This is a genomic window from Paucihalobacter ruber, from assembly GCF_006494535.1.
GTDB lineage: Bacteria > Bacteroidota > Bacteroidia > Flavobacteriales > Flavobacteriaceae > Paucihalobacter > Paucihalobacter ruber.
In genome coordinates this window covers 1-23,068 of the sequence record NZ_VHIQ01000002.1, presented here as the reverse complement: position 1 = coordinate 23,068, position 23,068 = coordinate 1, and the positions used below count along the sequence as shown (strand labels likewise).

At 37.3% G+C, this 23,068-nt stretch carries 22 protein-coding genes and 1 tRNA gene; 15 read left to right on the top strand and 8 right to left on the bottom strand.

What is annotated here, in order from left to right:
• Entirely contained in the window at nucleotides 1-1,305 is a 1,305-nt protein-coding gene (tyrS, locus tag FJ651_RS03605; RefSeq protein ID WP_216746075.1) for a tyrosine--tRNA ligase, read from the top strand.
• A gap of 97 nt (nucleotides 1,306-1,402) precedes the next feature.
• On the opposite strand, the gene FJ651_RS03600 is transcribed toward tyrS, so the two are convergent.
• The gene (locus FJ651_RS03600) at nucleotides 1,403-2,383 is read right to left on the bottom strand and encodes a LuxE/PaaK family acyltransferase (RefSeq protein WP_140989048.1); all 981 of its coding nucleotides are present in this window, start codon (nucleotides 2,381-2,383) and stop codon (nucleotides 1,403-1,405) included.
• Nucleotides 2,384-2,452: 69 nt separating this feature from the next.
• A complete protein-coding gene (locus tag FJ651_RS03595) occupies nucleotides 2,453-4,243 on the bottom strand; it encodes a T9SS type A sorting domain-containing protein (RefSeq protein WP_140989047.1) in 1,791 nt (596 codons plus the stop codon).
• Nucleotides 4,244-4,486: 243 nt separating this feature from the next.
• Here FJ651_RS03595 and FJ651_RS03590 point away from each other — a divergent pair, with 243 nt between their 5' ends.
• Nucleotides 4,487-5,170, top strand: a complete 684-nt coding sequence (locus FJ651_RS03590) for a response regulator transcription factor (protein ID WP_140989046.1) — start codon at nucleotides 4,487-4,489, stop codon at nucleotides 5,168-5,170.
• Nucleotides 5,170-6,210: a sensor histidine kinase gene (locus FJ651_RS03585; protein WP_140989045.1), complete on the top strand. Its 1,041-nt coding sequence runs from the start codon at nucleotides 5,170-5,172 to the stop codon at nucleotides 6,208-6,210. Before FJ651_RS03590 ends, FJ651_RS03585 begins: the two co-directional genes overlap by 1 nt.
• On the opposite strand, the gene FJ651_RS03580 is transcribed toward FJ651_RS03585, so the two are convergent.
• Nucleotides 6,184-7,239 (bottom strand): glycosyltransferase, encoded by a 1,056-nt coding sequence (locus FJ651_RS03580; RefSeq protein ID WP_140989044.1) that lies wholly within the window; start codon nucleotides 7,237-7,239, stop codon nucleotides 6,184-6,186. The two genes, FJ651_RS03585 and FJ651_RS03580, sit on opposite strands and share 27 nt — an antisense overlap.
• Nucleotides 7,240-7,338: 99 nt before the next feature.
• On the opposite strand from FJ651_RS03580, the gene trmB reads away from it, so the two are divergent.
• The 7 genes from trmB to FJ651_RS03545 all read left to right on the top strand — a co-directional run bounded on the left by trmB (nucleotide 7,339) and on the right by FJ651_RS03545 (nucleotide 11,989).
• Complete coding sequence (gene trmB, locus FJ651_RS03575) at nucleotides 7,339-8,019, top strand: tRNA (guanosine(46)-N7)-methyltransferase TrmB (protein ID WP_140989043.1); 681 nt, start codon at nucleotides 7,339-7,341, stop codon at nucleotides 8,017-8,019.
• Entirely contained in the window at nucleotides 8,016-8,645 is a 630-nt protein-coding gene (locus FJ651_RS03570; RefSeq protein ID WP_140989042.1) for a LysE family transporter, read from the top strand. The genes trmB and FJ651_RS03570 overlap by 4 nt, the downstream gene beginning before the upstream one ends.
• Nucleotides 8,639-8,977 carry an MGMT family protein gene (locus tag FJ651_RS03565; protein ID WP_140989041.1) on the top strand — a complete coding sequence of 113 codons (339 nt, stop codon included), beginning with the start codon at nucleotides 8,639-8,641 and terminating at the stop codon, nucleotides 8,975-8,977. The genes FJ651_RS03570 and FJ651_RS03565 overlap by 7 nt, the downstream gene beginning before the upstream one ends.
• A 151-nt stretch (nucleotides 8,978-9,128) precedes the next feature.
• Complete coding sequence (locus tag FJ651_RS03560) at nucleotides 9,129-10,271, top strand: Mrp/NBP35 family ATP-binding protein (RefSeq protein WP_140989586.1); 1,143 nt, start codon at nucleotides 9,129-9,131, stop codon at nucleotides 10,269-10,271.
• Complete coding sequence (locus FJ651_RS03555) at nucleotides 10,268-10,507, top strand: NifU family protein (protein ID WP_140989040.1); 240 nt, start codon at nucleotides 10,268-10,270, stop codon at nucleotides 10,505-10,507. Before FJ651_RS03560 ends, FJ651_RS03555 begins: the two co-directional genes overlap by 4 nt.
• A 69-nt stretch (nucleotides 10,508-10,576) precedes the next feature.
• The gene (locus tag FJ651_RS03550) at nucleotides 10,577-11,632 is read left to right on the top strand and encodes an NAD(P)/FAD-dependent oxidoreductase (protein WP_140989039.1); all 1,056 of its coding nucleotides are present in this window, start codon (nucleotides 10,577-10,579) and stop codon (nucleotides 11,630-11,632) included.
• A gap of 27 nt (nucleotides 11,633-11,659) precedes the next feature.
• The gene (locus FJ651_RS03545; RefSeq protein WP_140989038.1) at nucleotides 11,660-11,989 is read left to right on the top strand and encodes a 2Fe-2S iron-sulfur cluster-binding protein; all 330 of its coding nucleotides are present in this window, start codon (nucleotides 11,660-11,662) and stop codon (nucleotides 11,987-11,989) included.
• 4 nt (nucleotides 11,990-11,993) lie between these two features.
• On the opposite strand, the gene FJ651_RS03540 is transcribed toward FJ651_RS03545, so the two are convergent.
• From FJ651_RS03540 to FJ651_RS03520, 5 genes are all read right to left on the bottom strand, one after another.
• Nucleotides 11,994-12,722: an SGNH/GDSL hydrolase family protein gene (locus FJ651_RS03540; protein WP_140989037.1), complete on the bottom strand. Its 729-nt coding sequence runs from the start codon at nucleotides 12,720-12,722 to the stop codon at nucleotides 11,994-11,996.
• A 34-nt stretch (nucleotides 12,723-12,756) separates the two neighbouring features.
• The gene (locus FJ651_RS03535) at nucleotides 12,757-13,935 is read right to left on the bottom strand and encodes an acyl-CoA dehydrogenase family protein (protein ID WP_140989036.1); all 1,179 of its coding nucleotides are present in this window, start codon (nucleotides 13,933-13,935) and stop codon (nucleotides 12,757-12,759) included.
• 80 nt (nucleotides 13,936-14,015) lie between these two features.
• Entirely contained in the window at nucleotides 14,016-14,729 is a 714-nt protein-coding gene (locus FJ651_RS03530; protein WP_140989035.1) for a tRNA1(Val) (adenine(37)-N6)-methyltransferase, read from the bottom strand.
• A 41-nt stretch (nucleotides 14,730-14,770) separates the two neighbouring features.
• Nucleotides 14,771-15,295 carry a ribosome maturation factor RimM gene (gene rimM, locus FJ651_RS03525; protein ID WP_140989034.1) on the bottom strand — a complete coding sequence of 175 codons (525 nt, stop codon included), beginning with the start codon at nucleotides 15,293-15,295 and terminating at the stop codon, nucleotides 14,771-14,773.
• Between the two features lie 85 nt (nucleotides 15,296-15,380).
• Complete coding sequence (locus FJ651_RS03520) at nucleotides 15,381-15,977, bottom strand: 30S ribosomal protein S16 (RefSeq protein ID WP_140989033.1); 597 nt, start codon at nucleotides 15,975-15,977, stop codon at nucleotides 15,381-15,383.
• A 219-nt stretch (nucleotides 15,978-16,196) separates the two neighbouring features.
• On the opposite strand from FJ651_RS03520, the gene FJ651_RS03515 reads away from it, so the two are divergent.
• The 5 genes from FJ651_RS03515 to FJ651_RS03495 all read left to right on the top strand — a co-directional run bounded on the left by FJ651_RS03515 (nucleotide 16,197) and on the right by FJ651_RS03495 (nucleotide 22,861).
• The gene (locus tag FJ651_RS03515; RefSeq protein WP_140989032.1) at nucleotides 16,197-16,694 is read left to right on the top strand and encodes a DUF6252 family protein; all 498 of its coding nucleotides are present in this window, start codon (nucleotides 16,197-16,199) and stop codon (nucleotides 16,692-16,694) included.
• A 180-nt stretch (nucleotides 16,695-16,874) separates the two neighbouring features.
• On the top strand, nucleotides 16,875-21,257 hold the full coding sequence (dnaE, locus tag FJ651_RS03510; RefSeq protein ID WP_140989031.1) for a DNA polymerase III subunit alpha: 4,383 nt from the start codon (nucleotides 16,875-16,877) through the stop codon (nucleotides 21,255-21,257).
• Between the two features lie 122 nt (nucleotides 21,258-21,379).
• Nucleotides 21,380-21,697: a thioredoxin gene (gene trxA, locus FJ651_RS03505; protein WP_140989030.1), complete on the top strand. Its 318-nt coding sequence runs from the start codon at nucleotides 21,380-21,382 to the stop codon at nucleotides 21,695-21,697.
• Nucleotides 21,698-21,778: 81 nt separating this feature from the next.
• Nucleotides 21,779-22,708 carry a DUF58 domain-containing protein gene (locus FJ651_RS03500; RefSeq protein WP_140989029.1) on the top strand — a complete coding sequence of 310 codons (930 nt, stop codon included), beginning with the start codon at nucleotides 21,779-21,781 and terminating at the stop codon, nucleotides 22,706-22,708.
• Nucleotides 22,709-22,784: 76 nt separating this feature from the next.
• Nucleotides 22,785-22,861: transfer RNA gene (locus FJ651_RS03495), tRNA-Asp, on the top strand.
• Nucleotides 22,862-23,068 lie beyond the last annotated feature (207 nt).

Genomic DNA, 23,068 nt, shown 5'->3' with positions numbered 1-23,068 from the left:
ATGATAAAGAATTTAATTGAAGAATTGCGCTGGCGCGGAATGGTGCACGACATCATGCCCGGAACGGAAGAGCAACTTAATAACGAAGTGACCACTGCTTATATTGGCTTTGATCCAACTTCAAATTCTTTACACATTGGCAGTTTGGTTCCCATTATTTTATTGGTGCATTTGCAACGTGCCGGACACAAGCCTGTTGCCCTGGTTGGCGGTGCCACGGGTATGATAGGTGATCCTTCGGGAAAGAGCGATGAACGCAATTTGCTCGATGAAGCCACATTAAATAGCAATGTTGAAGGTATTAAAAATGTGCTTTCGAGATTTTTAGATTTTAATTCTAAAGATAATAATGCCCCTATTTTGGTGAATAATTACGACTGGATGAAAGACTTCAGTTTTATCGATTTTGCGCGTGATGTTGGTAAACGCATCACCGTTAATTACATGATGTCTAAAGATTCGGTAAAGAAGCGTTTGTTTGGCGAAGATACCGTTGGTATGTCTTTTACCGAATTTACATACCAGCTTATTCAAGGTTACGATTTTTACTATTTGCATAAACATTTCAATTGTGTTTTGCAAATGGGTGGCAGCGACCAATGGGGCAACATCACAACCGGAACCGAGTTGATAAGACGAATGAATGTTGGTGTTGACACCAAAGCTTTTGCAATGACTTGTCCGCTTATTACCAAAGCCGATGGCTCAAAATTTGGTAAAAGTGAAGGCGGAAACGTTTGGTTGGATGCCGATAAAACCTCGGTGTATAAATTTTATCAGTTTTGGTTGAATACTTCAGATGAAGATGCTGAAAAGTATATTAAAATTTTCACCTTTTTGGATAAAACTACTATCGATAAATTAATTGCAGAGCATAAATCCGCACCACATTTAAGAATACTTCAAAAAACATTAGCCGAAGAAGTGACTACGTTTGTGCATTCAAAATCTGATTTTGAAAATGCCGAACGCGCGTCTTCAATATTATTCAGCAAATCCTTTAAAGAAGATATTCAAACTTTAGACGAAGGTACTTTTCTGGAAGTGTTTGAAGGCGTACCACAATTTGAATTATCATCAACCGAATTTTCTGAAGGCTTTGATATGGTGGCAGCACTTTCGGCTAAAACCAATTTTTTAAGTTCTAACGGCGAAGCCAGACGTGCATTAAAAGAAAATGCGGTGATGGTAAATAAGGAAAAGGTTAGTGAGGATTATATATTAACCACTTCAGATTTAATCAACAACCGTTACATCATTTTAAATCGCGGTAAAAAGCAAACTTTTATTTTAAAAGTAATGTAAAAGCGGCTACCGGAAACCCGATAACCGCTTTCAACTAACCAACCAATATAAAACTTAATTTATCCTTGTTGGTTAAGTCGGTATAAGTTTAAAAAACTTACATCACCATTAAATTACAACCGCGAACATCAGAATGGTCAAAACGACCAATCACTTCAAAGTGGCCGTTGGCGTGTAATTTTCCTAAGTCTTGAGTGGCGATAAATGCACAAGAATTGAGATTGGCTAAGTCTATAATATTAATGCCGCCATTTTTATTTTCGGGCAAAATGGTTAAAGCGTCTTCGGTATCTCTAATTAAAATTTTCATCCATGGCGGACATTCAAAAATACCATTACCTTTTGAATAGGCCTGACTTAATAGTTCGGTCATTCCGTATTCGCTGTGAATCCTGTTAACGCCAAACCCGTTGCAAAGTTCCTCGTGTAATTCGGTTCTTACCATTTCTTTTCTTCTGCCTTTCATACCGCCGGTTTCCATTACAATGGTATGTTTGAGTTGCATTTGGTATTGTTCTACAAAATCTAAAAGCGCAAAAGAAACCCCAATGAGAAGCGTTTTTTTACCCTGAGCTTCTAAGGATTGAAGCGTTTTATAAAGTTCATCTAAATTGTTGAGGTAAAAATTGCTTTCGGGATGAGGTGAGTTTTTTATGAAGTGATTCACCATATAGATTAGAGACGATCCGCTGCGTTCTAAATACGAAGGCAGCAGTCCCAGAATGACGTAATCAGAGATCTTGCCGTATTGCAACTCAAAAGCTTTGGTAAAGCTTTCTTCGTATAAAGTTAGATCTTGAACGTAATGCTTGCTGGTAACACTTCCGGTGGTACCCGAACTGCTAAAAATAATTTCAGTTTGTTTATCACCACAAATTACATGATGTGTTTTAAAAAACTGAATGGGTAAAAAAGGAATGGATTCAAGGGTTTTAATATCAGATGGGTGCATAAATAACAAATCACAATAAGATCTGTAAACAGGATTATTTTCAAACTGGTATTTAAAAACTTTTAAAGCAACTGTTTCAAATTGCTTTGCGTTTAAAATATTAAAAATATCATCCTTTAAAACCATAGCGCAAAGTTATTGAAAATAAAAAAGCGCCACCCGAAGATAGCGCTTTAAAAACAAACTTAATTGCTGTTATTTAATCACCAGTTTTTTAGTAACTGAGTTTTGATTTTGGGTAATTTTTATAATGTACAATCCGGTATTAAGATTGCTAACGTCAAGCGTATTGTTACTTAAAATGTCGTTTTTAACCACTTTTCCTAACACGTCGTAAACCTGTACTTGCATAGCGTCGGCACTATTTGAGCTAATGGTAACGCTACCGTTGGTTGCGGGATTGGGATATAAATTGAAACCATCAGCTAAACTATCACCAACAGACAGACTTGAAGGTGTTACATCAGCCCATGATGTACCAATACGCAGTTCATCAAGCAACATAAAAGGAGTTTCACTTGTTGAATCTTGACGAATTATAAATTGATTAATAGTGCTTGGAGAGGCACTTAAAACACTAGATATTGTAGGATCGGGTGCGCTGCTAGATTCTAATTGGGCTTGACTTGGGTTAATCCATGCATTCATATTTCCTGTAGAAGTATCATAACTCATAACAACCATTATCGTTTCACCTACCGTATATAACGTGCTGCCAAAATCGGGATTACTTCCAGAGTTACTTAATCCAATATCAAAAGTATTTTCTGAAGTACTTGGATTAGCTCTAACCCATAGACGAGCTCTAAATTGACCATTGGTACCAAGAATAGCAAAATATCCACCATCTGTTAAATCTGAAGCTAAAGTTTGGTCAGTTACCGCGAATAAAAATGATGTGTAAACTAAACCGGTTGTAATTGGTTCAAAAGTAATTGCTGGATCACTACCTATTCCATCAAAGGAGACATGATTTCCTTGAGAATCCACTAGCCCCGTGTAGGATAAACCACCTGGACCACCAACTAAAACTTCGTCGCTCGAATCACTAATATTCTCCCAATTAGGAGCATCGATTAATTCAGAACCAATGGTGTAATCAAATGGCTCATAAATAGGTACTGCAAGGGCAGGTACACAGGAAGGCGAGGTAATGCTTGATTCTAGGTCGCACAAAGCACCATCTACAACAAAAATAGTTACGTCTGTTCCTTCAGAAGCACCTGTTACTGTTATAGTTCCTGAGGCATCTATTGACGGATTTCCAGCAGATAAATCAACTGTACCGCTTGATGCAGTTACTGTGTATGACGATGTACCGCCACCGGTAAAATCTATAGTTGCAGTATAAGTGTCTACTCCTTGAGTCACTGTATCGCATGTTGCATTTGCACCTGTTAAAACAAGTTCACACACCGCAGAATCATTTTCAGCTCTAAATGTGGGTAATTTAGTTTCATAAGTACCATCATTTTTTCGTTGTATAGATTCGGTAGCAGAATTACCATTCTCGCTTTCGTCGTATTGTACCGTCTCACCTAATCCTGTCAATAAACCGGTAGCATCAGGGTCTGCTGTTCCATATACTAAGGCACTTAATAAATTTGTAGTGGTAGGTGCAGTTCCGTTCGGGAAATCTTCAGCATTGCCTGTATACAATGCCACAGCATCCGCACCATTTTGAATAATATTCGATGCGCCTATATCAAAATCATTAGTACCAGCAATTGCTGTATTGGCTAAAATAAAAAATCCATTTTCATCGGTTGAAAATCCATCAAGATCAAATGCATTATAGCTGATGTCTCCATTACCATTAAATAAAACAACCACCAAGCCATCTAAAGCAGTATTTGGAGTCCATTTGATTTCAATAAATTCTTCGGTATCAGTACCCGGTGTATCAGAGTCTATTTCATTAATAACTTGGCCAGAAATGAAACCAGATATTAATAAAGAAACCATCAAAAAGTAAATTTTCTTCATAAGATATATTTTTAAGTTAGAACTCAAAGTTACAAATAATTGGTAAGCTATAAAAAGATATGTCCACAATATCAAAGACTTTACAATTTTTTAATCTTAATGTGTTTTATCAACTGATATTTTGAACAATTCATAAAAAGTTATATGTTAGGTTTATGTTACCTAAAAGTTATTTATATTTAACATAAGGCACATTTGTACGATTAGTTTTATATTTATACCGTTAATGTTATTCATTAAGAAATGAAAAAGAAGGATATTAAAATTTTGTTAGTTGATGACGAGCCGGATATTCTGGAGATTGTTAGTTACAATTTAACTGCTGAAGGTTATAATGTGATTACTGCCGAAAATGGCGCTGAAGCCGTTAAAAAAGCAAAAAAGCACCAGCCACATCTTATTATTCTGGACGTGATGATGCCCGAAATGGATGGTATTGAAGCTTGCGAACAAATTAGGTCTATTCCCGAACTCAATAACACACTTATTACCTTTCTTACAGCCAGAGGTGAAGATTATTCGCAGATGGCAGGCTTTGATGCAGGAGCAGACGACTACATTACTAAACCCATCAAGCCAAAGGTTTTGGTAAGCAAAATCAAAGGACTATTAAGAAGATTTAAAGAAGAGGAGAACGTAGAATCTATTGTTAAAGTCGGTAACATTACCATTAATCGAGAAGAATATAAAATTATTAGCAAAGGCAAAGAAATTATTTTACCCAGAAAAGAATTTGAATTACTATCTTTATTGGCAACAAAACCCGGAAAGGTTTTTAAAAGAGAAGAAATTCTAGATAAAGTTTGGGGTAACGAAGTGGTAGTTGGTGGTAGAACTATAGACGTACACATCAGAAAACTTCGTGAAAAAATAGGCGATAAATCTTTTAAAACCGTGAAAGGCGTTGGCTATAAGTTTATAGATTGATGCAAAAAAAACTTAAGAAAACATATAAATTCGCGTTTAAAACGTCGGCTTATATCACACTTTTTTTAACGCTCTTTATGAGTGTTTTTTTGTATTATACCAATAACTTAAACTGGTTGTTAATACCGGTAGTTCTCCTTACTTATACCATTTGTTTTATCATTATTCAATACCGGGTTGAACGCTTTATTTACAGACGCGTAAAACGTATTTACGACGATTTAACGCTGTTAGAATCCACTTCACTCAGAAATCAACCCATCACCACAGACATGGGTACCCTTACCCGGGAAATAGATAAATATGCCCGCGATAAAAAACTCGAAATCGAAACCTTAAAAATTAGAGAAGAATACCGAAAGGAATACCTTGGCAATGTTTCGCACGAATTAAAAACGCCACTTTTCACTGTACAAGGTTACGTTTTAACCTTGCTTGATGGCGCCATGAACGACGAGAAACTTCGAAAAAAATATCTCACTCGTGCAGAAAAAGGTGTAGAACGATTGATCTACATTGTGAAAGATTTGGATATGATTACCAAATTGGAAACCGGCGATTTAAGCTTAACCACCGAAACCTTCGATATTGTTGAACTGGTTGAAAATGTGTTTGAATTACTGGAGATGAAAGCTTCCAAAAAGAAAATCACCCTCAGTTTTGACATGGAATACAAGCAACCAATCATGGTGGTGGCCGATAAAGAACGAATTCAACAGGTACTTACCAATTTGGTTGTTAACTCTATCAAATATGGAAGAGAAAAGGGCACCACCGAAGTAAGTATAGAAAATCTCATCAAAAACAAGGTCATTGTTAGGGTTACCGATAATGGCGAAGGTATTGAAAAAGAACATCTGCCAAGATTATTCGAAAGGTTTTACCGTGTTGATAAAAGTGGCTCCAGAAAAGAAGGTGGCTCAGGCCTCGGGTTGTCTATTGTAAAACATATTATAGAAGCGCACAACGAAAAAATTTATGTAGAAAGCGAAATTGATGTGGGCAGCGAATTTTCATTCACCCTTGAAAAGGCTAAATAAAGATTTGAAATTTATTTCAAAGTCAAAGCTTGATAGACCTTTAAATTCATCAACGACCCTTAGTTTTTCAACATTAAATTCGTCTTGTTTGCAGTAAGGCACCAAACCATCTTCCTGAAGTTTTTTTGCAAGATATTCCTGTTCAAACTGTCCGGGAGTAGGAATAAAAAATGCCTTTTTCCCTAATTTGGCTAAATCCATTACAGTAGTATAACCAGAACGTGAAACAATTAATCGACTTTTATTGAAGGTGTCTTGCAATTGTTGGCTTGTCATAAAATTGTAAACGTTCATGTTGCCAATTTGCTTAACGCTTTGCTCGTTTTCGACCAGGCCGCAAACCATGACAATTGTTTTATTCAAATGTTGTAATTCAGAAATTAGCTTCTCTTGAAGTAAAGTGCGCTGAGGTTCGGGCCCGGAAATCAGAGCTAAAATGTCGATGGTTTGTTGGGTTTCAACTTTTTCGAATCTGCTAAGTGGTCCGATATATTTTATCGATGGATTAAAATGATTTAAATGGCCCAAAATACCACTTAAACTGGGTTCGTTGTGTTGATCTGGCACCCAACACTGCGTAAATTTTTTAATGATTTGCTGATGTAGTTTGCTACTTATTTTTGTGGTATTCCCACTTAGTACATTAATTTGATGTGTTATAAAAACCGAAGGCACATGTTTGCTGTAAACGCCCAAACGGTTATCAGAAATGATGCCATCGATATTATAATCTTCAATAAGTTGTTTGGTAAATTTTTTTTCGGCCTTGATGGCTTTAAGCATTTTTGGGGTGCTTTTTAAAATAGCCCACTTAAAATTTTTAGCCTTTTTTGCGTAACTAATGTTGTATGAAGGAAATTCGATAAAAGTTAATTCAGGAAATTCATGTTTAAGTAAATTAAGCGCAACGCCGTCGCTACCAATTATTGGGGTAAAACCGTTGTCTTGCAATGCTCTTATAATTGGAATGCACCGCGTAGCATGCCCCAAGCCCCAGTTCAACGGCGCAACTAAGATTATTTTTTTCACGCTTGTAAATTATTTAATTTTCTTATTTTCATTGCCGGTAAATAAAGACAAAGGTAAACCTAAAATGTTTCCTTAATTTTACCGCCATATTAAGAAACTGTGGGAAGTAAAAATAAATTAAAACGTTTTAAAGAAAACTTAACTTTTGGCAATGTTATTCAGCCAACAAGAGATGAATTAATTAGTGCGCAATTTAATTTAAAAGGAAATTGGGGCAAGAATTATTTTAAAAACCAAAACCCTATTGTGTTAGAGTTGGGATGCGGTAAAGGCGAATATACCATTGCATTGGCCAAACGCTATCCCGATAAAAATTTTATTGGTGTTGATATAAAAGGTGCCCGATTTTGGCGCGGTGCAAAAACAGCTGTTGAAGAACAAATAAATAACGCTGCTTTTTTGCGCGTTCAAATTGAATTAATTGAATACGCCTTTGCTCAAAACGAAGTTGACGAAATCTGGATTACCTTTCCCGATCCTCAAATTAAATACAAGCGCACCAAACACCGTATGACCAATGCCGCTTTTTTGGATCGTTACCAAAAAATTTTAAAACCAAACGGTGTTATCAACTTAAAAACTGATAGCGAATTTATGCATGGTTACACCTTGGGATTATTGCACGGTTTGGGTCATGAAGTACTGTATGCCAATCACGACGTTTACAATAATTCCGGCAGCCCGGATGTGGTTACCCAAGTACAAACTTTTTATGAAAGTCAGTATTTAGAGAAGAATAAGGCCATTACCTATATCAAATTTAAACTGCGCAACAATTGAATATTACAACGGTCTATTTATTAGGTTTTGTAACTGCACTTATAGGCGTGGTACCTCCGGGATTATTGAATATGTCTGCGGCTAAAATAAGCATCAAGGAAGGTCATGTAAGAGGTGTCATATTTTCGTTAGGGGTTTGTTTTACCGTAATTTTACAAACTTATATGGCGGCCATTTTTGCCAGATATATTAACAATCATCCTGAAGTAGTTAAAATACTGCAACGTGTTGCGTTTGTAATATTTGTATTGCTTTCGGTTTATTTTTTAGTGGTAGCCAAAAAAACACCCAAGCCCAGTATTGAATCTCACATAAAAAGTAAACACAGCAGATTTTTTCACGGAGTTTTTCTGTCTGCTTTAAATGTGTTACCTATTCCTTATCAGGCCTATATGACGCTTACTTTGGCATCGTTCGGGTGGTTGACTTTCGAAACAATCAATATTATGTCGTACGTGGCTGGCGCTGCCATGGGTACTTTCGTGATGCTCTATGTTTACATTTTCTTTTTTGATAAAATTAAATCGAGAAGGATGACTTCACACAAAGGTATGAATGGCATTATTGGTGTGATTACTGCTGTTGTTGCGCTCATCACGCTCATCAATATTATCAAAGAATGGTAGATAAAGCCGACCAATCAGGATTCTTTAATCAGGTTTATGAGGTAGTAAAGTTAATTCCGTATGGTCGGGTTACAAGTTATGGTGCTGTAGCCAAATATTTAGGTGCGGCAAAAAGTGCCAGAATTGTGGGGTATGCAATGAACGCTTCCCATAATCTTCCTGATGTGCCTGCCCACAGAGTTGTTAACAGAAACGGACTCTTAACAGGAAAGCATCATTTTCCGGGTTCTAATTTAATGCAGCAATTACTGGAAAATGAAGGGGTAAAAGTGGTAGAAAATCAAATCCAAGATTTCGATAAACATTTCTGGGATCCGGCACAAGAGTTCTGATACTTTACACGTTGATTTATAAAAGCTTATAATTAATTACGGGCATTATAACATTTCCACATTTAAGTATAAGGCATTTCAATTAAACCACTTCAAAATCTTAACAATTCACCGTATATTTGCATTTTAGAATAAATCTAAATTAATAATGATTAAACTCAACAAACAAGATATTTTAGAGGCCTTAAAAACCATCTCTGCACCCGGCGAAGGCGAAAATATGGTCGATAGTGGTGCGGTAACCAATGTGGTTGTTTTTGGAGATGAAGTTGTGGTAGATGTCACCATAAAAAATCCAACATTGCAAGCCAGAAAGAAAACAGAGGTAGAGATATTAAAAACCATTCACGACAAAGTTCACGAAAAGGCAAAAATAAAAATCAACCTCAAAGTAGATGCACCTGCCACAACTCCAAAGAACGAAATAAAAGGCAAACCAATACCCGGCATTACCAATATCATTGCAGTAGCTTCAGGTAAAGGAGGCGTTGGTAAATCTACGGTAACAGCTAATTTGGCTGTGTCGTTGGCCAAAATGGGTTTTAAGGTAGGTGTTTTAGATGCGGATATTTACGGGCCATCAGTGCCTATCATGTTTGATGTTGAGAATGAACGACCCTTAGCTATCAATGTAGATGGTAAGTCTAAAATGAAACCTGTAGAAAGTTATGGCATTAAAATTTTGTCTATTGGCTTTTTCACAAAACCGGACCAAGCGGTTATTTGGCGAGGTCCAATGGCTTCAAAGGCTTTAAATCAAATGATTTTTGATGCCGCTTGGGGCGAATTAGATATGTTGCTAATCGATTTACCACCTGGAACCGGTGATATTCACTTAAGCATCATGCAGGCATTGCCAATTACAGGAGCTGTTGTGGTAAGTACACCTCAAAATGTAGCCTTAGCCGATGCCAGAAAAGGCGTTGCCATGTTTCAACAAGACAGTATTAACGTCCCGGTTTTGGGAGTAGTTGAAAATATGGCTTACTTTACACCGGCAGAGCTTCCTGAAAATAAATATTATATCTTTGGACAATCGGGGGCAAGAAATTTAGCCGAAGATTTAAACGTTCCGTTTTTGGGTGAAATACCATTGATTCAAAGTATAAGAGAAGCCGGCGATGTTGGAAGACCGGCGGCTTTACAAGATGGAACACCGGTTGAAAGAGCTTATATCGAACTAACAAAAGCCGTGGTAACCCAATTAGTAGAAAGAAATGATAACCTTCCGGAAACGGAAGCTATAAAAATCACAACCATGGCGGGTTGTTCAGCAATTAGAAAAAAATCATGACAGCAGAAGAAATTAAAATTAACGTAGAGAAGGCATTAGACGAAATAAGACCTTTTTTACAAAGTGATGGTGGTGATATTAAATTGATTGAAATTGAAAATAATACCATCGTTAAAGTTCAATTAGAAGGTGCCTGTAATTCTTGTAGTGTTAATCAAATGACCCTCAAAAGCGGCGTTGAAATGACCATCAAAAAATACGTTCCACAAATTGAACAAGTTATTAATGTAAAATAATGCATGATGATGGTCATGTATTGAGCTGAAAATTCATTTTAATTTTGCCAGCAAAATTTTCTACTTCAAATGATTAAAACAGATATATTAATTATTGGCGCCGGACCAACCGGATTGTTTGCTGTCTTTGAGGCCGGACTTTTAAAGCTTAAGTGTCATTTAATTGATGCTTTACCTCAGCCCGGCGGACAATGTTCAGAAATTTATCCTAAAAAACCCATTTACGATATTCCTGCCTACCCCGAAATTTTAGCAGGCGATCTTACCGATAAATTATTGGAGCAATGCAAGCAGTTTCAACCCGGATTCACCTTGGGCGAACGCGCCGAAACTATTGAAAAACAAGAAGACGGTAGTTTTATAGTGACTACAAATAAAGGGACCAAACATCAGGCTCCGGTAGTGGCAATTGCCGGTGGTTTAGGAAGTTTTGAACCGCGTAAACCATTGCTTAATAACATCGATCAGTTTGAAGACAAAGGGATTGAATACATGATTAAAGAACCCGAAATGTACCGCGGAAAACATGTAGTGATAGCTGGTGGTGGCGATTCGGCTTTAGATTGGTCTATTTTCTTAACAAGCGTTGCCGAAAGTGTAACGTTGGTTCATAGACGCAATGAGTTTAGAGGTCATTTAGATTCTGTTGAAAAAGTTCAGGAGCTTAAAAATCTTGGAAAAATCAATCTAATTACACCAGCAGAAATAACTGCTATCAATGGCGATTCGAAATTGCGAAGTGTTGAAATCACCAAAGAAGGCGAAGCACCATTTATCTTAGAAACAGATCATTTTATTCCGCTTTTTGGTTTGTCTCCAAAATTAGGTCCGATAGCAGATTGGGGTTTGGAGATTGAGAAAAATGCTATAAAAGTCAACAATGCGTTAGATTATCAAACTAATATACCAGGAATTTTTGCCATTGGCGATGTCAATACCTATCCCGGAAAACTCAAACTTATTTTATGTGGTTTTCATGAAGCTACTCTGATGTGTCAGGCAGCTTATCAAATCATCAACCCGGGAAAGAAATATGTATTGAAATATACAACCGTTAGTGGTGTTGACGGTTTTGATGGTACCAGAAAAGAAGCACCTAAGGCTGTTGTTAAAGCTTTTGATTAATTACAGATTTTAGCCTCAATATTCTCCATGCTAGACATTATCATAAAAGTAACTGACAGAGAAGGCGTTCAACATGAAGTAGCCGCTCCTGTTGATATGCCTTTAAATTTAATGGAAGTTATCAGAATGCACGAACTTGCACCCGAAGGTACCATAGGTATTTGTGGTGGCATGGCTATGTGTGCCTCTTGTCAGTGTTATGTTGTAAGTAACCACATACTTCCTGAAATGCAAGATGAAGAAGAAGCCATGTTAAGCGAAGCTTTTTACGTAAGAGATAACAGTCGCTTAAGTTGTCAAATCCCAATTTCTGTCGATTTAGACGGATTAGAAGTTAAACTTGCTCCCGAAAGTTAATTGATTACTGCTGAAGTATTTGTAATGCTTTAGGTAAAATACGCTCTACAAATTTACTGTATGCCAATTCTGAAGGATGCAATCCGTCAGATGCTACCAAGTTTGGATTTTCAAGGCCTTGTTGTGTAATATCAGTAATATAGACGTAACTTATATTATTGGCTTCGCAGTAGTTTTGTGCATAGGCGTTGTAATTGTCTAGTTCTGCTGTAATGGTAGTTTGATTATTTTGACCAAAAGGAGTAAAGCCATAATCCGGGATGGATACTACTATGATCCGGCTTTTATCGCCTTTGGCATAGGTTATCGCTTTGTTAACTAAAATTACAAATTCTGTTTCGTACAGTTCAAAGGGTTTCCCCTGAAATTGATTATTAACACCAATTAAAAGGGTTACCAAATCATGATCGTTGGTTGGTGTATTTGAATTTAATGCGCTAATCAAATTAGTGGTGGTCCACCCCGATGTCGCTACTATTTGAAGACTGAAGTTATTAGATTCATCAAACCTGTTTCTTAAACTATCTTTTAATTGCTCCGGAAATCTGCAAGTTTCACAAACACTGGCTCCAATGGTATAGCTATCACCTAAAGATAATAACTTGAAATTATTGGGCTGAACTTCTTCTTCAACTTCTTCCTGAATCGGATCTACATAGGTTTCGGCATTGTTGGCACAGTTTAGAACGAAAAATAAGGACAGTAAAAGGCCCAATAATTGTTTGAAATTCATGGTGTTTTGAACTCGTTGCGGGTTAAAATTCGGCTTATTTAAATGCATTTAATCCCGTAATGTCTAATCCAGTGATAAGTAAATGTATGTCGTGTGTGCCTTCGTAAGTGATAACACTCTCTAAATTCATAGAATGACGCATAATACTGTACTCGCCAGTAATACCCATACCGCCTAACATTTGTCTGGCTTCGCGTGCTATGTTTATTGCCATATCCACATTGTTGCGTTTGGCCATTGAAATTTGTGCAGTAGTAGCGCGATCGTCATTTTTGAGTTGACCCAATCGCAGTGCCAGTAATTGTGCTTTGGTGATTTCGGTAATCATTTCGGCTAATTTTTTCTGTTGTAACTGAAATCCACCAATTGGTTTGCCAAACTGCATACGTTCTTTACTATATCGCAAAGCGGTATCATAACAATCCATGGCAGCACCAATGGCACCCCATGCTATGCCATAACGCGCAGAATCTAAACAACCAAGCGGTGCACCCAAACCAGATTTGTTGGGTAATAAGTTTTCCTTCGGAACTTTAACATTATCAAAAATCAATTCGCCTGTAGCTGAAGCTCTTAACGACCACTTGTTATGTGTTTCGGGTGTTGAAAAACCTTCCATACCGCGTTCAACAATTAACCCATGAATTCTACCGCTTTCATCTTTAGCCCAAACCACTGCCACATTGCAAAACGGGGCGTTAGAAATCCACATTTTGGCACCGTTTAAAAGATAGTGGTCACCCATATCTTTAAAATTGGTGGTCATTCCACCGGGATTACTGCCATGGTCAGGTTCGGTTAAACCAAAAGAACCCATCCATTCGCCTGTGGCTAGTTTAGGTAGGTATTTTTGTCGCTGTGCTTCATTTCCGTATTTCCAGATGGGATACATCACCAAAGATGATTGCACCGAGGCAGTACTACGCACACCGCTATCACCACGCTCAATTTCCTGCATGATCAAGCCATAAGAAATTTGATCTAATCCGGCACCGCCGTATTCCGCAGGAATGTATGGTCCGAAAGCACCAATTTCGGCAAGACCATTAATGATTTGTTTTGGGAATTCGGCCTTCTGAGCGTATTCTTCAATGATGGGCGACACATCGCGTTTGACCCATTCTCGGGCGGCACTGCGTACCAATTTATGTTCTTCAGAAAGTAAATCGTCTATATTGTAATAATCGGGTGCTTCAAATAAATCTGGTTTCATTTTTAACTGCTAAAAAGTTATGATGCAAAATTAACGAAAACGTTTGCAAGGCACAATGATATCTTTTAATTTAAATGGTTTCACATTTTCAAATAAAAATCTTTAGTAAGATTGATGTACTTATTGGTGTATTGATGTCTGACGGTTTCAATAATCAATTCATCAGAATTTGATGGGATATTTTCAAATCCAAAATACATTAAGCTTCTAACGATTTGAGAAGTTGTGTTACCTCTAACCCTTAAAATTTGATGTGCATGTAAACCAAATGACTGAGCTAATTCAGAAAAACAGGTTTCTTCTTTAAAAGGAATCACCACAGCAAATCGCCCGTTATTAGATAATAATTTTGAAACGCTTTCCAATAGATGTTCAAAAGGCATAGCGTCTTGAAAACGCGCAAGGGCTCTCTGTTTGTCATCAGTTTTGTAATGATCTAAGTAAAAAGGAGGATTACAAATAATTAAATCATATGTCTCTTCTATTTCTTCAGTAAACTCCTCAAGCGAGGCGTGATAGCAGAATAATCGGTCGCTCCATGGTGAATTTTCGAAATTCTCAACACATTGCTCATAGGCATTGTCGTCAATTTCAATGGCATCAATAGTCATGGCATCGCATCGTTGTGCCAGCATTAAACTCAACACGCCGGTTCCTGCCCCAATATCTAAAATTGAAAGCGGGTTTTGATCTATGGGCGTCCAAGCGCCTAACAAAACCGAATCGGTGCCAATTTTCATGGCACATTGGTCTTGGTTAATTGTGAATTGTTTAAACTTAAAAATGTGCTTCATTGTTTAAAAGTCCTTCCCTTTGGGAAGGATTTAGGAAGGGCTTAAAGATATAACTCAATCAACCCATCAGGCGCTTTAACAGTGATAGTTCTTTGCTCTCGATCTACTTTGGTGATGATTTCATCGTTGATAGGAATCAATATTTCCTTGCCATTTTGTTTTATTTCGAAAAGTGCCTGCGCTGTGGTATCGTTGATGGAGACAATGGTTCCAACCGGACCAAAAATTTCATCTATGATTTGATAACCAATTACTTCGTGAAAATAAAATTTATTACCGCTTAGTTTAGGTAAGACCGTAAGCGGCAAATACAATTCTGCTTTAATTAAGGCATCGGCATCGGCTTCGGTATCGACATCTTCAAATTTTAATCGAAGTAAATCAGATTTGTGAAGCTGCGACGATTCGATAAAAAAAGGCACCATGGTACCGCGAAGGTCAACAAATACAGCGTCTAAATCATCATATAATTCAGGTTCGTCGGTGTCTAATTTAGCCAGCAATTCGCCTTTAAAACTAAATTTCTTAACTATGGTTCCCAGGTAAAAACAATCTTTTTTTTGCATGTTAAGTGCTTTGGATATGAGATATAAAAATAAAAAAACTCCGAAAGCAACAGCCTTCGGAGTTTCAAGATATCAAAATAATAATTTATTCGTCTTCTTTTTTAGCTTCTTCAGCGGCAGGAGCTTCTTCTGTTTCTGCAACAGTTTCTTCGGCTACAGCTTCAGTGGCTTCTGTTACTTCGGCAGTTGGTTCTTCTGAAGTTTCCTCTACTACTTCTTCTACTACTTCCTCAACAGGTGCGGCAGCAGCAATTCTTGCTTCATTTACAACTTTTTCAGCTTCTAAAGCTTTTGCTCTTGCTTCAGCTTGAGCTTGAGATAAGCCATCAGCTTTAGCTTGAATTTTTGCAGCTTTTTCTTCCAACCAAGCAGTAAATTTTGCTTCGGCTTGTTCTTCGGTTAAAGCACCTTTTTTAACACCGCCTTTTAAGTGATGTTTGTAAAGGACACCTTTGTAAGACAGAATAGCTCTGGCAGTATCGGTTGGTTGTGCACCATTTTCTAACCATTTTACGGAACCATCAATGTCTAATTTGATAGTTGCAGGATTGGTGTTTGGATTATAAGTTCCTAGTTTAGCTAAGAATTTACCATCTCTTTTGGCGCGCGCATCGGCTGCTACTACCCAGTAAAAAGGTTTTCCTTTTTTACCGTGTCTTTGTAATCTAATTTTTACAGGCATAATGATTAATTATTTGAGGTTCACGACCTCGGTTATTAATAAGGGCGCAAAGATACTATATTTTTCAATATCAAAAATAAAATATTTTGTTTTTGTTGTATTGCGAGCCGCCTTATTGAGTTATTTAATGTAGATTTAGGTAGTTCGTCAAATTTATATAGCTTCTCGTTGTAACTTTTTATATAATAATTATATTTGAACATAATTAAAAGTTTCATTATGCGCCAATTTTTAATAATTGCTCTTATTTTCTCTTTATTTACAAGTTGTGGAGATGAAATTGAATTCAACTCACCGGCTGTTCAAGGCAATAAAGATGGTGATTTATGGCGCGCCGAATTTTACGCGGCCGATATTGACTTTGGCGGCTTTTTGGTTGAAGGCGGTATTGGCTTAGAACGTGTGCAATTGGTTACGCGTGTAGACAGACGAGGCACTTTTGAGCTTGGCGGTGCCGGTCCAAACCGGGCTTTGTTTAAAGATGCACAAGGTGTGGTATATTCTACTGCCAATGCACCGGATGAAAGTTTATCGCTTTATCCGCCTACCGGTGTAATCGTGGTTGAAGATATTGAGCAAACCGAACCAAAAACCATTTCGGGAACCTTCTGGTTTTATGCCTATACTGCCGATGGTTTAAATACTGTAAATTTTAGTCGAGGTGTGTTCTACAAAATTCCACTCGTTGGTGGTTTGGTTGAATTTGAATCTAATTAATTTTTAATCAGATTTTCTAAAATCAAACTATTTTTTCACAACCTCGGACAGTATTGTATATTTGGTTTCACTTCATTTTTTAAATACAAATTGTTTATAACTAATATAAAATTTCAAGTTAATTCTGTGTAATTTTATAGGCTCACACAGATTGAATTCACTTAAATTTTCTGTTAAGTTATGTACTTAATTTTTGATACCGAAACCACCGGATTACCAAAGCGATGGGATGCACCAATTACCGACACCGATAATTGGCCAAGATGTATTCAAATAGCCTGGCAACTGCACGACCAGTTAGGTAATTGCATTGAGCACAAGGATTTTTTGGTCAATCCCGAAGGTTTCGATATTCCTTACGATGCTGAGAAAGTGCACGGCATTTCTACGCAATTGGCTGAAGAAAAAGGAAAACCATTACAGTTTGTTCTCGAGGAGTTTAATGAAGTACTTGAAAAAACCAAATTTGTAGTTGGTCAAAATGTTGGTTTTGACATCAATATTGTAGGTACGGAATTCTTCCGTCTAAACATAGAAAACAAACTTCAGGAATTGCCGGTTTTAGACACCTGTACTGAACATACTGCTAATTTGTGTAAAATTCCGGGTGGTAGATATGGAAAATTTAAGCTCCCTACTTTAACTGAATTACACGAATTTTTATTCAACCAACCATTTGCCGAAGCACACAACGCTACTGCCGATGTGGAAGCTACTGCGCGCTGCTTTTTTGAATTAATAAGGAATGAAGAATTTTCGGCAGCCGATCTAAAAGCTTCGCCCGATTACTTCACAGAGTATAAAGCCGCTAACCCCAAAACCATCCAAGTTATTGGGTTAAAGCATATCAATTTAAAAGAAGAAAGTGCCAAAATTAAAGCACAACTTCAGCCCGAAACAGATACACAGCCAACAAAGAAAGAGCTCGAATCTAACATCAAAGAGCTTCAGGATGTGCCATTTGTGCACCTGCATAACCATTCGCAGTTTTCTATTTTACAATCTACCATTGCTATTAAGGATTTGGTGAATGCAGCAGCTAAGTACCAAATGCCTGCCGTAGCACTTACAGATCACGGTAATATGATGGGCGCATTTCACTTTGTCAAGGAAGTTTCTAATTATAACAAAACTTTAAAAACGAAGTTAGAAACAGATGAAGACAACGCAAAAGATTCTCCCCCTTTTATAAAAGCCATTGTTGGTTGCGAGTTTAATGTTTGTGAAAACCGTCTTGATAAAAACCGAAAGGACAACGGTTACCAAATGGTCTTTTTGGCCAAAAGCAAAAAAGGCTATCACAATTTGGCCAAACTTGCATCATTAGCTTACACTGAAGGCTTTTATTACCTGCCGAGAATAGATAAACAACTAATTGAACAATACAAGGAAGATATTATAGTACTTACCGGAAATCTCTATGGCGAAGTACCTTCGAAGATATTGAACGTTGGAGAAAATCAAGCTGAAGAAGCTCTTATTTGGTGGAAAAATACTTTTGGCGACGACCTTTATATTGAAATGATGCGTCACCAACAAGAAGATGAAAACCGAGTTAATCAAGTGCTTATAAACTTTGCTGAGAAGCATCAAGTAAAAATTGTTGCCACCAATAATACTTATTATATAGATAAGGAAGATGCCAATGCACACGATATTTTGCTGTGCGTAAAAGATGGCGAAAAGCAAGCAACCCCAATTGGCAGAGGTCGTGGTTATCGCTATGGCTTACCAAATCAAAATTATTATTTTAAGTCTCAGGACGAGATGAAATTGCTATTTAAAGATTTACCTGAAGCCATTGAAAATATTCAGGAAATTATCGATAAAATTGAAGCCTTTGAACTCGCCAGAGAAGTCTTACTGCCAAAGTTTGATATTCCGGCCGAATTCAGGGATGAAGCCGACGAGCAAGATGTTGGTAAAAGAGGAGAAAACGCCTATTTACGCCATCTTACCTATCAGGGTGCTGAAAAGCGTTATGGTAATATTACAGATGATATCAAAGAACGTATCGATTTTGAATTAGATGTAATTGAAAAAACCGGTTATCCGGGTTACTTTTTAATTGTTGAAGATTTTATTCGTGCCGCCAGAGCAATGGATGTATCGGTTGGACCCGGTCGAGGTTCAGCTGCCGGTTCTGTGGTAGCATATTGTTTGTGGATTACCAACATCGATCCCATCAAATACGATTTACTTTTTGAGAGGTTCCTCAATCCCGATCGCGTAAGTATGCCCGATATTGATATCGATTTTGATGATGAGGGTCGTGGCCGGGTGATGGATTATGTTATTAAAAAATATGGCGCCAATCAGGTAGCCCAGATAATTACTTATGGCACCATGGCTGCAAAATCTTCTATTAGAGATACAGCACGTGTGCTCGATTTACCTTTGGGTGATGCCGACAGAATGGCAAAACTGATTCCCAACATGTCTAAGCTTGCAAAGATTTTTAAGTTAGATGAAAAGGAAATCAACAAGCAATACCGTCAGGAAGATGTTGAAAAAATCAATCAGCTACTCAATATCGCCGAAGGTGAAGGTATTGAATCTGAAACCCTTAATCAAGCAAGAATTTTAGAAGGTTCGGTAAGAAACACAGGTATTCATGCTTGCGGTGTGATTATTACGCCTGGTGATATCACCGACTATGTCCCGGTGGCTACGGCCAAAGATTCAGATTTGTATGTTACACAGTTTGACAATGCTGTGGTAGAATCGGCCGGTTTGCTCAAAATGGATTTTTTGGGATTAAAAACGCTTACTTTAATAAAAGATACCGTTAAAATTGTAAAGGCAAAGCACAACATTCAGTTAGATCCTGACAATTTTCCTTTAGACGACGAAAAAACCTATCAGCTCTTTCAGCGCGGTGAAACTGTGGGGATTTTTCAGTATGAATCTCCCGGAATGCAAAAACATATGAAGGATTTAAAACCTACTGTTTTTGACGACTTAATTGCCATGAATGCGCTATATCGTCCGGGACCAATGGAATACATTCCTAATTTCATCGCCAGAAAACACGGTAGAGAAGATATCAATTACGACTTGCCCGAAATGGAAGAATACCTCAAAGATACTTACGGTATTACCGTATATCAAGAGCAGGTGATGTTGTTGTCTCAAAAATTGGCTAATTTTTCGAAAGGTCAGGCAGATTTACTGAGGAAGGCCATGGGTAAAAAATTAATCGACTTACTGGCCAAACTAAAGCCTCAGTTTTTAGATGGTGGCGAATCAAATGGTCACCCAAGAGAAGTGCTCGAAAAAATTTGGAAAGACTGGGAGGCCTTTGCAAGTTACGCATTTAATAAGTCGCATTCTACTTGTTACGCCTGGATTGCTTATCAAACAGCCTATTTAAAAGCACACTATCCTGCAGAATATATGGCTGCTGTACTTTCAAATAATATGAATGATATCAAACAGGTGTCATTTTTTATGGAAGAATGTAAACGCATGAAACTTAAGGTGCTTGGACCTGATGTTAATGAGAGTTATTTTAAATTTTCGGTCAATAAAGATTATGCTGTAAGATTTGGAATGGGTGCGGTTAAAGGCGTTGGACAAGGTGCCGTTGAAACTATTGTTGAGAATAGAAAAAAAGATGGACCTTATAAATCTATATTCGATTTAACCAAGCGTGTTGATTTGAGAGCAGCCAATAAAAGAGCGCTTGAAAGTTTGGCGTTTGCAGGTGGTTTTGATTGTTTTACCGATACACATCGTGCCCAGTATTTTGGTCATGATGGCGATGGTATTAACTTCTTAGAAAAAGCCATTAAATATGGTAGTAAGCATCAGGAAAATGAAAACTCTGCCCAGGTGAGTTTGTTTGGTGATGCCAGCGATATTCAGATACCTGAACCTAAAGTTCCACCTTGTGAAGAATGGGGAACCATGGAAAAATTAAAGCGTGAAAGGGAAGTGGTTGGCATTTACATTTCTGGTCACCCTTTAGACGATTTTAAGGTTGAAATGAATACATTTTGCAACGCGAGACTAAGTATGCTTAACCATTTAGATAAGTTTATCAATCGGGAACTCACTTTTGGCGGCGTGGTAAGTGATATACAACACCGAATTACAAAAACAGGAAAGGGATGGGCTACATTCACTTTAGAAGATTACACCGATAGTTTTGAATTCAGAATATACGGGGAAGAATATTTAAAATACAGGCATTTTTTGGTTATAAATTCGTTTATTCATGTGAGAATAATGGTGCGCGAAGGTTGGGCAAATAAAGAAACCGGTGCAAAGGGAGAACCCAGAATCCAGTTTGTAAACTTTTTACTCTTACATGATGTTATGGAGCAATTTGCAAAAAAACTCACCTTACAGTTAGAGCTTAATGAGATTTCCAAACATCGTATCGAGGTATTAGAGTCTATTTTTAAAAGTCATAAAGGGAAAAACACCTTAAATTTTGTTGTTTATGACAACGATGAAAAAATTAAACTCAACCTTCCGAGTCAAAAAGTTAAAGTAAACATCACCCAAGAGTTAATAAATGTTTTGGAAGAACAATCTTTAGTTTATAAACTTAATTAGAGGGCAATTCAATAAGACAGCCTAATTCAGTTATAAACAAAACATATAACAAGCTGTAAGGTTTCGGTAAATTTTTGACTAACTTTGCAAAATAAAATTAGATAAAATTAAACTTTAATATTATGGCATTAGAAATAACAGATGCAACGTTTGAAGAAACCGTTTTAAAAAGTGATAAGCCCGTAATGGTAGACTTTTGGGCAGCTTGGTGTGGTCCATGTAGAATGGTGGGTCCAATCATTGACGAAATAAGTAAAGAATTTGATGGTAAAGCAATAGTTGGTAAGGTTGATGTAGATGCTAATCAGGAATTTGCAGCAAAATATGGCGTGCGTAATATTCCAACTGTATTAGTTTTCCAAAACGGAGAAGTAGTAGGCAGACAAGTTGGAGTAGCGCCAAAAGATGCTTACGCCGATGCATTAAATCAGTTGTTATAAGCATTTATAACTAAAGAAATGATAAAAGGTTTGCTTCAACGGCAAACCTTTTTTAGTTTAGACAAATAATAAATTTGCCGTATGAACCTTCAGCAGGAAATTAATAAAACCACTGGTTTTAAAAACCTCGAGCTTTTAGCCAAACAAGTTGTTGAAGGCTTTATTAGCGGAATGCATAAGAGTCCGTTTCACGGATTTTCTGCCGAATTTGCCGAACATAAAATTTACAATCAAGGCGAAAGTACCAGACATATAGACTGGAAGCTCTTCGCTAAAACCGATAAGTTGTTTACCAAGCGCTATGATGATGAAACCAATCTGCGGTGTCATATTATTATAGACAATAGCAGTTCAATGCACTATCCTGAGGTGAAGAGTTTTGGTATAGAATCGCTTAACAAAATAGGGTTTTCTGTTTTAGCCGCCGCAGCCTTAATGAATTTATTAAAAAAACAACGAGATGCAGTTGGAATAAGCGTTTATAGCAATACCTACGAATATTACGCACCCGAAAAAGGCAGTGAGCGTCATCACCAAATGCTACTGACAAAATTGGAAGAACTGGTTTTAGATCAACCCGAAACAAATCAAACGGATACATTTACCTTTTTACATCAAATTGCCGAAAAAATTCACAGACGTTCCATGGTGTTTTTGTTTACCGATATGTTTCAAACCATGCATGAAGATTCAAAGCTTTTTGAAGCACTTCGTCATTTAAAACACAATAAGCACGAGGTTATTTTATTCCATGTGTTGGATAAGAAAAAAGAATTGGAATTTGATTTTTCAAATAGCCCCAAAAGATTTATCGATGTAGAAACGGGAGAACATATTAACTTATATGCCGATAATGTAAGAGACGTATATAAAACTGTGGTGACCGACTATATAAAAAACATTAAGCTGAAATGTTTACAATACAAAATTAAGTATGTTGAAGTCGACGTAAACAAAGGGTTTGCCGATATTTTAACCGCCTATTTAATAGAGAGACAGCGATTTGTTTAAGGGGGTTTACATTTTTATAAAAAATGTTTGCGATATCAAAAAAGCCATGTATATTTGCATCCGCATTTAGTGCAACGGTCTGGTAGTTCAGTTGGTTAGAATGTCGCCCTGTCACGGCGAAGGTCGCGGGTTCGAGTCCCGTCCAGACCGCCAAAATGCCTGCGAAAGCAGGTATCTCTATTAGAACAGAGAATAACAAAGTTGTGTTGTCCGCGAAAGCGGCAGGTCTGTAGTAGGGCCAATCCTGCAAAGTGCAGGCAGTGAGAAGCTTTTCCGCCTTTGTCGGAGGGCTTTTTTTGTTTAAAGAATTTTGTGGTATGAAGCATTATGTTTATATCATTTATAGCGAAACGAAAGGTC

Bases quoted from the DNA above. Each gene is read 5' to 3' on its own strand.
- tyrS (WP_216746075.1), top strand. From the start codon at position 1: ATGATAAAGAATTTAATTGAAGAATTGCGCTGGCGCGGAATGGTGCAC.
- FJ651_RS03600 (WP_140989048.1), bottom strand. From the start codon at position 2,383: ATGGTTTTAAAGGATGATATTTTTAATATTTTAAACGCAAAGCAATTT.
- FJ651_RS03595 (WP_140989047.1), bottom strand. From the start codon at position 4,243: ATGAAGAAAATTTACTTTTTGATGGTTTCTTTATTAATATCTGGTTTC.
- FJ651_RS03590 (WP_140989046.1), top strand. From the start codon at position 4,487: ATGAAAAAGAAGGATATTAAAATTTTGTTAGTTGATGACGAGCCGGAT.
- FJ651_RS03585 (WP_140989045.1), top strand. From the start codon at position 5,170: ATGCAAAAAAAACTTAAGAAAACATATAAATTCGCGTTTAAAACGTCG.
- FJ651_RS03565 (WP_140989041.1), top strand. From the start codon at position 8,639: ATGGTAGATAAAGCCGACCAATCAGGATTCTTTAATCAGGTTTATGAG.
- FJ651_RS03555 (WP_140989040.1), top strand. From the start codon at position 10,268: ATGACAGCAGAAGAAATTAAAATTAACGTAGAGAAGGCATTAGACGAA.
- FJ651_RS03550 (WP_140989039.1), top strand. From the start codon at position 10,577: ATGATTAAAACAGATATATTAATTATTGGCGCCGGACCAACCGGATTG.
- FJ651_RS03545 (WP_140989038.1), top strand. From the start codon at position 11,660: ATGCTAGACATTATCATAAAAGTAACTGACAGAGAAGGCGTTCAACAT.
- FJ651_RS03540 (WP_140989037.1), bottom strand. From the start codon at position 12,722: ATGAATTTCAAACAATTATTGGGCCTTTTACTGTCCTTATTTTTCGTT.
- FJ651_RS03535 (WP_140989036.1), bottom strand. From the start codon at position 13,935: ATGAAACCAGATTTATTTGAAGCACCCGATTATTACAATATAGACGAT.
- FJ651_RS03530 (WP_140989035.1), bottom strand. From the start codon at position 14,729: ATGAAGCACATTTTTAAGTTTAAACAATTCACAATTAACCAAGACCAA.
- rimM (WP_140989034.1), bottom strand. From the start codon at position 15,295: ATGCAAAAAAAAGATTGTTTTTACCTGGGAACCATAGTTAAGAAATTT.
- FJ651_RS03520 (WP_140989033.1), bottom strand. From the start codon at position 15,977: ATGCCTGTAAAAATTAGATTACAAAGACACGGTAAAAAAGGAAAACCT.
- FJ651_RS03515 (WP_140989032.1), top strand. From the start codon at position 16,197: ATGCGCCAATTTTTAATAATTGCTCTTATTTTCTCTTTATTTACAAGT.
- dnaE (WP_140989031.1), top strand. From the start codon at position 16,875: ATGTACTTAATTTTTGATACCGAAACCACCGGATTACCAAAGCGATGG.
- trxA (WP_140989030.1), top strand. From the start codon at position 21,380: ATGGCATTAGAAATAACAGATGCAACGTTTGAAGAAACCGTTTTAAAA.
- FJ651_RS03500 (WP_140989029.1), top strand. From the start codon at position 21,779: ATGAACCTTCAGCAGGAAATTAATAAAACCACTGGTTTTAAAAACCTC.